The organism is Trichococcus collinsii, assembly GCF_900107505.1.
GTDB lineage: Bacteria > Bacillota > Bacilli > Lactobacillales > Aerococcaceae > Trichococcus > Trichococcus collinsii.
In genome coordinates this window covers 63,457-73,775 of the sequence record NZ_FNQH01000010.1, presented here as the reverse complement: position 1 = coordinate 73,775, position 10,319 = coordinate 63,457, and the positions used below count along the sequence as shown (strand labels likewise).

Below are 10,319 nucleotides of genomic sequence, written 5' to 3'. Positions count from 1 at the left end.
TCGTGGGTTCAATTCCCATCGGTCGCCCTCTTTATTGGGCTATCGCCAAGCGGTAAGGCAACAGACTTTGACTCTGTCATTCGTTGGTTCGAATCCAGCTAGCCCAGTTTTTTTCTAATAACAGCATTTCGGCGGTATAGCCAAGTGGTAAGGCACAGGTCTGCAAAACCTCTATCACCGGTTCAAATCCGGTTACCGCCTTTCCACAAGTAAGATGGAAAATTGCATTCTTCATATCATGCCGGCGTGGCGGAATTGGCAGACGCGCTGGACTCAAAATCCAGTGCCCGCAAGGGCGTGCCGGTTCGACCCCGGCCGCCGGTATCACATAAAATAGGCTCCTGACGATGACATCATCGTTGGGAGCCTATTTTTTAGATTATTGTTGGCGAACCCGAAAGGAATATTTGAAATCAGTGCTATTTAGGTTTATAATTCGTGGTAACTTACAAAAAGAAACTTACTATATTATGAGGTGAACAAAATGCTTACCAAAGAAGAATTGCCATTTTGCCCGGTTGCGACAACCGTTGATCTTATCGGAAATAAATGGAAACTGCTGATAATGCGTGAATTGTTGACAGGAACCAAGCGTTTTAATGAAATGCACCGATTGGTTGATGGCATCAGTCAAAAAGTACTGACCGAAAATCTTAGAAAAATGGAGACAGATGGGATTGTGAAACGGGAAGTATTTCCTGAAGTGCCACCCAGAGTGGAATATTCATTAACCGCTCTTGGCGATTCTCTAAGGCCAATCATCAATAGCATGAGTGATTGGGGAACCGATTATATCAAAAATAATCTCTTGGAACAAAAATAAGCCAGCATAGGAAGAAGAGAAATGGATTGTTAATCCAGTCTTTTCTATAATGTGATGCGGCTGCCAAAAGTTGTATCATTTTCATACTCTCTTTTGAAGCGTTATAATGCTTCAAAAGGGAGTTTTTTTTGCGTTCCCTTGTGTAACTATCTTTACAGCTGTAGCTTACAAAAAAGTAAGTATCTGATAAAAAAGTGCGTACTATTGTAATGGCATCTTTAAAGATATAGTAAGAGTATGTGAAGGGAGAAATATCAGTGAGGCGTTAAGTAAGTCAGGCTAGCAAGAATGCCACTCATGACTACGTTGCTTGTGCGAAAATGTTGTATCAGCGGTAATTTTCGGTGCATATTTTTTGAAGGAGGGGGAACGCGGGTAATGATAGATCCTTTATTGGTATTTGCGGCAACCTTTGATACTGATATTAAGATTGCCATTATGTATCTATTCCTTTACTATCCGACAATGAGTTGCAATGACATCGTCCGAATGACGGGTGAGAAAAAAGAAAATGTCATCACCAGTCTGTGGCGACTGCAAATGGATACGATTGTGGTCAATCATATTGAGGACGACCGATACTGCTATTATTCCTTGACGAGCAACGGCACAGCCAGTTTGAAGGTATTCAGCGAGATAGCAGATGTTTCGGATCGTTGTTTGAAGTGAAAGGAGGTCCAAAATGCTAGTTAATGACATACTGCAATACTTTCAAGAAAATTTTAGTCAATATTTGATTTACGTTTACCAGCACCTTGGATTAAGCATTCAAGCGATCGGAATTTCTTGTTTGATCGCCATTCCACTGGGATACATCAGCCACAAACACCGGAAACTCAGCCAGATGATCACTCTCAGTTCCCAAGCTTTGCGGATCATCCCCAGTTTGGCGGTCCTCTTTTTATTGATCTCCTTCATAGGCGTCGGAAGGGCTCCAGCATTGATTGCTTTAGTGTTATTGGGAATTCCACCGATTTTGGTCAATACAACGGTCGGATTCTTGGAAGTTCCTGCTGTGATGATCGAAACGGGAAAGGGGTTGGGGATGACCGATTGGGAGCTCTTGAAAAGAGTGAAGATTCCGATGGCGTTTCCTTTCGTGATGACCGGCGTGAAGCTGGCGTTGGTGGAAATCATATCAAGTGCGACGTTGGCTACATACATCGGTGCTGGTGGTTTGGGAACACTGATTTTTACAGGATTGGGTTTGAACAGGATGGATCTGCTTCTCATTGGAGGGGTATCGGTAGCGATGATTGCCTTCACGACAAGCATCTTTCTTGATTACATAATTAAAAGGAGCATAAATTAAATGAAAAGAAAAAATATCATCAGTACGGTTGCACTGTTAGCCGTAACACTTATTGTCTCAGGTTGTTCAGGCCTGGCTGGCGGAAACGATAGCAGCACGGAAAATACAGTAATCCGGGTGGGATCCAAGGATTTCACTGAAAATTTGGTTATTTCGGAAATTTATGCGTTGGCTCTGGAAGATGCTGGCTATGATGTTGAAAGGATCCCGAATATCGCCAGCTCGGTCGTTCATACATCGATTACCAATGATGAAATCGATCTTTATCCGGAGTATACAGGTACAGGTCTTTTGGTAGTATTGGAAATGGAGATGGAAACTGATCCTCAAAAAGTCTATGACACAATCAAAGCAGAATATGATGAGCAGTTTGATCTGACTTGGTTGGATTATGCGGAAGCCAATGACAGCGCTGGCCTGGTCATCAAAACGAGCGTAGCCGAAAAATACGGTATCGAGACCGTTTCGGATTTGCAGGAACACGCTTCAGAGCTTCGGTTTGCTTCCCAAGGTGAATTCGATCAGCGGGAAGATGGCCTGCCTGGTTTGACAAAAGCTTACGGTGAATTCAACTGGAAGAGCTCGACAGTTTACGACAACAGTTTGAAATATGAAGTCTTGAAAAATGATGAAGCGGATGTTGCGCCAGCGTATACGACTGAAGGACAACTGACTGACAAAGAGGAATTCACTGTTTTGGTAGATGACAAGAAATTCTGGCCGCCATACAACTTGGCTCCAGTAATCCGTAATGAAGTATTGAAAGAAAATCCTGATATTGCAGAAATCCTGAACAACATCAGCAGCACGCTGGACACAGAGACAGTGACCGGATTGAATGCTAAAGTGGATGTCGATGGAGAAGAATATGAAGCAGTAGCGAAAGAGTACTTTGATTCGATAAAATAAGGAGGCGTTGAGGCCGCATGGAGCAAACCGCGATAGAATTCAAAAATGTAACGAAGCTCTACGGGGAAGGGGAGACGAAGGCGGTGGATGATATTTCCTTTGAAATTAAGGAGGGCGAGTTCATAACTGTCCTGGGCTCTTCCGGCTCCGGCAAAACGACGACTTTAAAAATGATCAACCGCCTGATCCGTGAAGATGGAGGACATATCACTTTCTTTGGAGAAGACATCAGTGAAATGAATGAAGTGGATCTTAGGCGGAAAATCGGCTATGTCGTCCAACAGATTGGCCTGTTTCCGCATATGACCGTTGCCCAGAATATCGCGACAGTTCCGGAGCTGCTGAAGTGGGACAAGCAGGAGATCCAAGCCCGCATCAAGGAATTGCTGGAGCTTGTTCAATTGGATCCGGAAGTGTTTGCCGACAGAAAGCCGAAACAATTATCCGGCGGGCAACAACAGCGCGTCGGCGTCGCGAGGGCGCTTGCCGCCAATCCGAAAGTGATGCTGTTAGATGAACCGTTTGGAGCGGTCGATGCGATTACACGCCTACAACTGCAGAATGAACTGCAAAAAATCCATAAAGAATTAGGCGACAAAACGTTTGTGCTGGTCACCCATGACATCAATGAGGCATTCAAGCTTGGGACGAGAGTGCTGATAATGGACAAAGGTAAGATTTGTCAGTTTGATACGCCCCGGGAAATCATGCGCAATCCGAAAACGGAGTTTGTTGCGGATTTAATTGCAACAGTAAAAGAACAAGAGGCATTTTGGAGTGAGTTGAAATGATTGCATATTGGAATACTTACCATGAAAAGCTGCTGACCGCCACGATGCAGCATATCGAATTAGTGGGAATGACGCTGACGATCGCTATCCTCATTGCAAGTGGCATAATCATGGCCTGCATGCATCAGGAACGCGTGATGAACGGCTTGATCTACCTGACTTCTTTGCTTTATTCGATCCCAAGCCTGGCTCTGTTTGCGATTTTGATCCCGTTGACGGGCCTGGGAAGGACCACGGCCATCATCGTGTTGGTAATTTATTGCCAATATGTCCTGTTGCGCAGTTTTTCTGCAGGAATCCAGGAAATCGATCCGACAATCATCGAAGCGGCTGTCGGGATGGGCATGACGAGGAATCAAATGTTCAGGAAAATCCAGCTTCCGTTGGCAATGTCATCCATCATCGCAGGGATACGGATCGCCGCGACCTCCACAATCGGCATCGCAACCATTGCAGCAACGATCAATGCTGGCGGATTGGGGACAGTGCTGTTTGATGGCTTGCGCACATTCAGCGTTGTAAAACTTTTGTGGGGCACTGTGCTGTCGATGTTGTTGTGTCTGTTTGTCAATGTCATCTTGTACTTACTTGAGAATGCGTTGCGACGGAGATTTGCCTGATTTTTTCAAAGGAGTGATCGCTTGAGTGATATCTGGAACCCCTGGCACGGCTGCAAAAAGGTCAGCCCGGGATGCCAAAATTGTTATATGTTTCATTTGGACAGTCAACGAGGGAAAGATGGGGCGCTGATTTATAAAGTCCAAAGCAGCTTCGAGCGCCCGCTGAAAAGGAACCGACGTGGCGACTTTGTCATACCGCCCGGTTCCACGATACGCGTCTGCATGACTTCGGACTTTTTTCTGGAGGAAGCGGACGAATGGCGCGGTGAAGTCTGGAATATGATTGAGAAGCGGTCGGATGTGCTTTTCTACTTGTTGACGAAAAGAATCGAGCGCGTGAAGGATTGTCTGCCTGAAAATTGGGGAGACGGTTGGGAAAATGTGTGGATGAATGTCTCTGCTGAAAACCAGAAGATGGCCGACAGGCGGATTCCGGTACTTCTGGATCTGCCTTTCAAACACAGAGGCATTATGGCCGCACCGCTGATCGGCGAAATCGACTTGACGCAGCATTTGTCTCTCGGAAAAATCGAACGCGTCATCGTCGGCGGGGAAAACTATGATGGAGCAAGGGAATGTCATTATGAATGGGTACAGAGGATGCACCAAGATTGTGTGAAGAATAATGTGAACTTCGAATTCATCGAAACCGGGAATCATTTCGTGAGAAACGGATGTAAGTATAAAATTTTGGACAAAAGAAAGCAACAGGAGCAGGCAAAGAAATCCGGCCTGTTTTATGAAGGGCGTGCGGTTTCGCTTCACCTAACGGAAGTTGCCCAGGGTGAATCGGTGCCGCTTTTTCAAACCAATGCCGTCACTTTGTGCGAGTCCTGTGCTTACAAGAAATTTTGCAGGACGCAATCGGGAAGACCAAGCTGTATGCTGACGTTATGAAAACTAGAAAGGATGTCGGAGAAATGAAGGCAGTCGTAGTGCACGAAGCGGGTGGCCCGGAAAAACTGGTGTATCAGGAAGTTACTCTTCCGGAAATGCGAGAAGGCTGGTCGCTCGTGAAGGTCATGGGCTTCGGCATCAACCATTCGGAAATTTTTACGCGCGAGGGGAAATCCCCCTCGGTCAGGTTTCCCCGCATTTTAGGGATTGAATGTGTAGGGATTGTGGAACGCTCGAGCGACGCAGAAAAATTGCCGCTCGGTCAAAAGGTGGTCTCGATTATGGGGGGAATGGGGAGAGCCTTCGACGGAAGTTATGCGGAATATGTCTTGATACCGAATGATCAAATCTATCCCGTCCATACCGATTTGCCTTGGGACCAACTTGCTGCCATTCCGGAAACTTATTACACGGCTTTCGGTTCCATGAAAAATCTGAAGATTCAAGCATCCGATCAAATTTTGGTTCGGGGGGCAACGAGCGGTGTGGGGGTTGCCTTTGCCAAATTGGTCAAAGCCCAATTCCCTGATATTAGAATATATGGGAGCACACGAAAAGCTGAAAAAGGTTTGCGGCTGAAGAAAGCTGGCTTTACTGATTTTATTGAGGACCGCAATGGTGTGTTGGAAACGGAAGAAACTTTCGACAAGATTCTGGAATTGATCGGCCCTGAGACAATCAAGGACAGCCTTTCCCATATCAGGGAAGCTGGCATTGTTTGCAGTACCGGCCAACTGGGCGGGAAATGGTTCCTGGAGGATTTCGATCCCATCATGGAATTGAAGCACAACAGTTACTTGACTACTTTCCATTCGAGTGAAGTTTCCGGCGAAAAGTTAAATGAACTGCTAGCTTACATTGAAGGGAAAGGCGTTGCTGTGGAGCCCGAAAAAGTCCTCACGCTCGAAGAGGTTGCGCAAGCTCATGCCTTTTTGCAGAGTCAGGACAGTTTCGGAAAATTCATCGTGCTGGATCCGAGCGTTGTGGGAGAGCAAACTTCAGAATAGAGTTGCGTTTTCGTGGATTATTGGTTAAAATCAAATGAGAAACACTGGGGGTGCGCAATTGCGCTGAGACCGACACTGTCGGAACTCTTTGTACCTGATCTAGTTCATGCTAGCGTAGGGAATGTGGCGTTTGACTATTCGCATAAATAGACATCAAAACGTTATATTTTCTGATTTTCGCATCAGATCATATAGCGTTTTTTATTTTCAGTAGGGGTGCGCAACTGCGCTGAGACCGATCGTATCGGAACCCTTCAAACCTGATCCAGTTCGTACTGGCGGAGGGAACTGAGTTTGGTCTGGAGTCTGTACATATATCCAAGACATCTCAGGGGAGGTGTCTTTTTGTTTTCGTTTAATTCAGGGAGGGGGAAACAGTTCGGAAAGATCAGGCTTCAAAAAGGATCAATCAAACTGAAAAGGGGAAAACATTATGAACACAAAAAAATTAGTCACCACTGCATTGATCATCGCCATGGGGGTGGTCAGCAATAGCATCTTCGTCATTCCAATCGGCATTGCAAAAGTAGCGCCGGTACAGCATCTGTTGAATGTATTGACCGTAGTCTGGTTAGGACCGGGGTATGCCGTCCTGCAGGCATTCAGCGTTTCCTTGCTGCGCAACCTGTTGGGTACAGGGACCGTCTTTGCTTTTCCAGGCAGCATGATCGGAGCTATTTGCGCAGGTCTATTCCATGCCAGAACGCAAAAAATCGGTTACGCGGCACTAGGTGAATGGATAGGCACGGGAATATTGGGCTCGTTGGCAAGCACTCTGCTGGCGCAGTTCTTTATGGGCATGGAAGCCGCATTGATGCTCTTCCTGCCGAGCTTTGCGATCAGTTCCGCTATCGGAGCCGGGATGGCATATTTCATCATCCTGGAAATGGAAAAAAGAAACGTGTTGGATCGGAACAGAATTTAAAGCATCTGCTAATAAAGTGAGCCGCTCTCGGAAGAGGGCGGTTTTCTGTTGTCTATCAGCTTATCCAGTAGAAACACTAAAGAAAATAATTTTCATATAATAATGATTGAAAAAACTATTTTCATATGGTATTCTATCAGCGTAGAGGAAAAGGCAAAGTCAAAAAATTTTGAGCGCGCTTTTGACGGTTGCGCAAACCAGGAGGAGGCAACGGAAAATGACAATCATCGAAGAAATCCAAAATCAGTATTCCGCTTTTTCCGGAAACGAGAAAAAAATTGCGGATTTCATTCTGCAGAATAAAGCTTCCATCAAAAATATGAACATCAAGGATTTGGCTGCGAAGGCGGAGACCTCGACCTCCAGCATCACCCGGTTCTGTAAACGCATCAATATCGATGGGTTTGTGGATATGAAGATTGCATTGCGCTCATTGGCAAGCGCTCATCCGTCAAAAGAAATGCCGACTGTCTATGACGATATTTATGGTTATTATACACAAGTCATTGATGAAACCAATCATATGATCGAGGATCAGGCAATCGAAACAGTTGTCGATTGGATCAAAAACGCAAGCAAAACCGTCATCTACGGCATCGGCAGTTCCGGATTTACTGCCGCAGAATTGGCGCAACGCTTGATCCGGATGGGGCTGAATGTCACGGGGGTAGCGGATTCCCACCTGATGATCATCAACAGTTCGATCATCAAGAAGGATGAATTGGTGATCGCCATTTCCAATTCGGGCGAAACGCCGGAACTGATTGCGTCCCTGGAGATCGCGAAAAAGAAAAAAGCGAAGATCATCGCGCTGACGAGCTTCAAGAACAGTTCGCTGACGAAACTGGCGGACATCACGTGCTTCGGTTACCACTCGCGCTTCGTCAACAACACAGTGTTCGTCAATACGCAGTTCGGAATGATGTATCTGATCGATGTGATTTCGACTTTCCTGTTGCAGGACGAGGATTTCCAATACAACATGGATCTGACGAGAGCAAATGTGCAGGGTTATTCAAAAAAATCGTAATAACGGGATGTGCCGACTGAACCATGTAGGTGCACAATGAAAATAAAGGTCAGTAATAAAGAGGGGAAACGCAAATGAAAAAAGTGATTATCAATGCGGAAGTGTATACGGGAGAAAACGTCATCGCCGACGGGTATGTCCGGTTCGGAAAAGAAATCAACGCGGTCGGGAACATGTCGGAGTACATTCCCGAACCGGATGAGGAAGTGATCGATGCGGCCGAAAGCAGACTGGTGCCTGGTTTCATTGATGTCCACAGCCATGGCGGCTACGGCGTGGACAATATGGACGGCGACGTGGATGGCATCAACCGAATGATAGCGACGATGCACCGAGAAGGGATCACCAGCTATTTTCCGACGACGATGACGCAATCGACAGAGAGTATTGAAAAAGCGTTGACCGGCATCCGCAAGGCTGCGGAAAATAATCCAGTCATCCAAGGCATCCACCTCGAAGGGCCGTTCATTTCCGCAGTATTTAAGGGAGCGCAACCAGAAGAGCACATCAAACTGCCAGATGCAGCCTTGATGCGCAGGTGGCAAGAGCTAAGCGGCGGGTTGATCCGCTTGGTTACCTATGCGCCGGAGACGAGTGATGCGACTGCCTTCGAAAAGTATTGCCTGGATAACCGCATCGTGCTTTCAATCGGACATTCAGATGCCCTTCGCAGCCAATTGCAAAAATCCAAAGCAACGCATATCACCCATCTCTTCAATGCGCAAAGGGGACTTCATCACCGTGAGCCGGGTGTGACCGGACATGCGTTCCTGGAGGAGAATATCTACGTGGAAATGATTGTCGATGGCCTGCATATCAATCCGGAAATGGTGAAGATCGCCTTCAAACAAAAAGGCGCAGACCGCATCGAATTGATTACCGATGCTATGCGTGCCAAAGGGATGGGCGATGGCATCAGTGAATTGGGCGGACAGAAAGTCATCGTCAAAGATGGACAAGCCCGTCTGGAAAGCGGAAATCTGGCAGGAAGCGTGCTGGGATTCCAGGAAGCCTTCAGGAACATCATCGCCTTTACCGGCTGCAGCATCTTGGATGCGGTAAAGATGAGCTCGGTCAATCAGGCCCGTGAATTCGATCTGGTGCGAAAAGGGGGCATCGCTCCAGGAAAAGATGCCGATATGGTCTTGCTTTCGGAGTCATTTGCGGTCGAGCGGACAATCAGTTATGGACAGACAGTATACAAAAATAACAGAAAGTAGGTTACAGATCATGGAAATAATCATTAAAGCGACTCCTGAAGAGGCAAGCCGTTACGCATTCGAAAAAATCAGGGAGCAAATGGAAAGCGGGGCGAAAGTGCTCGGGTTGGCAACCGGAAGCACGCCGGTCAGACTGTACAAAATTATGCGGGAAAGCGATCTTGATTTTTCAGGGATGATATCGATCAATCTGGACGAATACATGGGGTTGTCTGAGGACAGTCCCCACAGCTACCATCATTTTATGCATGAGCACCTATTCGATGCAAAACCCTTCAAGAAAAATTATCTGCTTGACGGCTTGGCGGATGAGGAAGAAGAGTGTGCGCAATTCGAAGCCATCATCGCAGCGAATCCAATCGATGTGCAGATCCTCGGCATCGGCACGAACGGGCACATCGGTTTCAATGAGCCCGGCACATCCTTTGATTCACGGACCCAGAAAGTGGCGCTGTGGCAGTCCACCATCGATTCCAACAAACGTTACTTTGCGGATGAAAAAGATGTCCCACGTTTCGCCTACTCGATGGGGATCCAATCGATCCTTTCGTCAAAACAGATCATCCTGATGGCGTTCGGAAAAGAAAAAGCTGCTGCCGTCAAAGCAGCGCTGGAAGGTCCAATCACGGAAGATTTGCCGGCGAGTGTTCTGCAGACCCACAAGCATGTGACTGTGATACTCGATGAAGAAGCAGCACAATTGCTCACGAAAAAATAGTGAATCAGACAATCCGCAGGCTACTCCTAATGAGTCTCCGGATTGTCGTTTTTGATTAAAACGTTTA

Annotated in this window: 12 protein-coding genes, 3 tRNA genes and 2 riboswitches; all 15 genes read left to right on the top strand. The window is 46.6% G+C overall.

Features of this window, described 5'->3' with window-relative positions; genetic code table 11:
- Positions 1-35: 35 nt before the first annotated feature.
- Positions 36-107, top strand: a tRNA-Gln gene (locus tag BLV66_RS14345).
- Positions 108-130: 23 nt separating this feature from the next.
- Positions 131-201: transfer RNA gene (locus tag BLV66_RS14340), tRNA-Cys, on the top strand.
- Positions 202-240: 39 nt separating this feature from the next.
- Positions 241-324 (top strand) — tRNA-Leu (locus BLV66_RS14335).
- Between the two features lie 160 nt (positions 325-484).
- Positions 485-823, top strand: coding sequence for a winged helix-turn-helix transcriptional regulator (locus tag BLV66_RS14330; RefSeq protein WP_086986742.1), 339 nt, complete (start codon positions 485-487; stop codon positions 821-823).
- Between the two features lie 378 nt (positions 824-1,201).
- A complete protein-coding gene (locus BLV66_RS14325) occupies positions 1,202-1,492 on the top strand; it encodes a hypothetical protein (RefSeq protein WP_086986741.1) in 291 nt (96 codons plus the stop codon).
- A gap of 13 nt (positions 1,493-1,505) precedes the next feature.
- Positions 1,506-2,135 carry an ABC transporter permease gene (locus tag BLV66_RS15860; RefSeq protein WP_176974299.1) on the top strand — a complete coding sequence of 210 codons (630 nt, stop codon included), beginning with the start codon at positions 1,506-1,508 and terminating at the stop codon, positions 2,133-2,135.
- Positions 2,136-3,044 carry a glycine betaine ABC transporter substrate-binding protein gene (locus BLV66_RS15855; protein ID WP_176974298.1) on the top strand — a complete coding sequence of 303 codons (909 nt, stop codon included), beginning with the start codon at positions 2,136-2,138 and terminating at the stop codon, positions 3,042-3,044. It begins immediately after the preceding gene.
- Between the two features lie 17 nt (positions 3,045-3,061).
- Positions 3,062-3,835: an ABC transporter ATP-binding protein gene (locus BLV66_RS14315; RefSeq protein WP_086986740.1), complete on the top strand. Its 774-nt coding sequence runs from the start codon at positions 3,062-3,064 to the stop codon at positions 3,833-3,835.
- On the top strand, positions 3,832-4,455 hold the full coding sequence (locus BLV66_RS14310; protein ID WP_086986739.1) for an ABC transporter permease: 624 nt from the start codon (positions 3,832-3,834) through the stop codon (positions 4,453-4,455). The genes BLV66_RS14315 and BLV66_RS14310 overlap by 4 nt, the downstream gene beginning before the upstream one ends.
- A 21-nt stretch (positions 4,456-4,476) precedes the next feature.
- Entirely contained in the window at positions 4,477-5,352 is an 876-nt protein-coding gene (locus BLV66_RS14305; RefSeq protein ID WP_086986738.1) for a DUF5131 family protein, read from the top strand.
- Positions 5,353-5,375: 23 nt separating this feature from the next.
- Positions 5,376-6,359, top strand: a complete 984-nt coding sequence (locus tag BLV66_RS14300; protein WP_086986737.1) for an alcohol dehydrogenase catalytic domain-containing protein — start codon at positions 5,376-5,378, stop codon at positions 6,357-6,359.
- 36 nt (positions 6,360-6,395) lie between these two features.
- Positions 6,396-6,498: riboswitch (TPP riboswitch) on the top strand.
- A 63-nt stretch (positions 6,499-6,561) separates the two neighbouring features.
- Positions 6,562-6,663, top strand: a riboswitch (TPP riboswitch).
- A 129-nt stretch (positions 6,664-6,792) separates the two neighbouring features.
- The gene (thiW, locus tag BLV66_RS14295; RefSeq protein ID WP_086986736.1) at positions 6,793-7,284 is read left to right on the top strand and encodes an energy coupling factor transporter S component ThiW; all 492 of its coding nucleotides are present in this window, start codon (positions 6,793-6,795) and stop codon (positions 7,282-7,284) included.
- Positions 7,285-7,501: 217 nt separating this feature from the next.
- Positions 7,502-8,314, top strand: coding sequence for a MurR/RpiR family transcriptional regulator (locus tag BLV66_RS14290; protein WP_086986735.1), 813 nt, complete (start codon positions 7,502-7,504; stop codon positions 8,312-8,314).
- A 74-nt stretch (positions 8,315-8,388) separates the two neighbouring features.
- Positions 8,389-9,534 carry an N-acetylglucosamine-6-phosphate deacetylase gene (nagA, locus tag BLV66_RS14285; protein WP_086986734.1) on the top strand — a complete coding sequence of 382 codons (1,146 nt, stop codon included), beginning with the start codon at positions 8,389-8,391 and terminating at the stop codon, positions 9,532-9,534.
- A 10-nt stretch (positions 9,535-9,544) separates the two neighbouring features.
- A complete protein-coding gene (gene nagB / locus BLV66_RS14280) occupies positions 9,545-10,252 on the top strand; it encodes a glucosamine-6-phosphate deaminase (RefSeq protein WP_086986733.1) in 708 nt (235 codons plus the stop codon).
- The last annotated feature ends 67 nt before the right edge of the window (positions 10,253-10,319 follow it).

Coding starts and splice junctions, on each gene's coding strand:
- BLV66_RS14330 (WP_086986742.1), top strand. CDS start 485: ATGCTTACCAAAGAAGAATTGCCATTTTGCCCGGTTGCGACAACCGTT.
- BLV66_RS14325 (WP_086986741.1), top strand. CDS start 1,202: ATGATAGATCCTTTATTGGTATTTGCGGCAACCTTTGATACTGATATT.
- BLV66_RS15860 (WP_176974299.1), top strand. CDS start 1,506: ATGCTAGTTAATGACATACTGCAATACTTTCAAGAAAATTTTAGTCAA.
- BLV66_RS15855 (WP_176974298.1), top strand. CDS start 2,136: ATGAAAAGAAAAAATATCATCAGTACGGTTGCACTGTTAGCCGTAACA.
- BLV66_RS14315 (WP_086986740.1), top strand. CDS start 3,062: ATGGAGCAAACCGCGATAGAATTCAAAAATGTAACGAAGCTCTACGGG.
- BLV66_RS14310 (WP_086986739.1), top strand. CDS start 3,832: ATGATTGCATATTGGAATACTTACCATGAAAAGCTGCTGACCGCCACG.
- BLV66_RS14300 (WP_086986737.1), top strand. CDS start 5,376: ATGAAGGCAGTCGTAGTGCACGAAGCGGGTGGCCCGGAAAAACTGGTG.
- thiW (WP_086986736.1), top strand. CDS start 6,793: ATGAACACAAAAAAATTAGTCACCACTGCATTGATCATCGCCATGGGG.
- BLV66_RS14290 (WP_086986735.1), top strand. CDS start 7,502: ATGACAATCATCGAAGAAATCCAAAATCAGTATTCCGCTTTTTCCGGA.
- nagA (WP_086986734.1), top strand. CDS start 8,389: ATGAAAAAAGTGATTATCAATGCGGAAGTGTATACGGGAGAAAACGTC.
- nagB (WP_086986733.1), top strand. CDS start 9,545: ATGGAAATAATCATTAAAGCGACTCCTGAAGAGGCAAGCCGTTACGCA.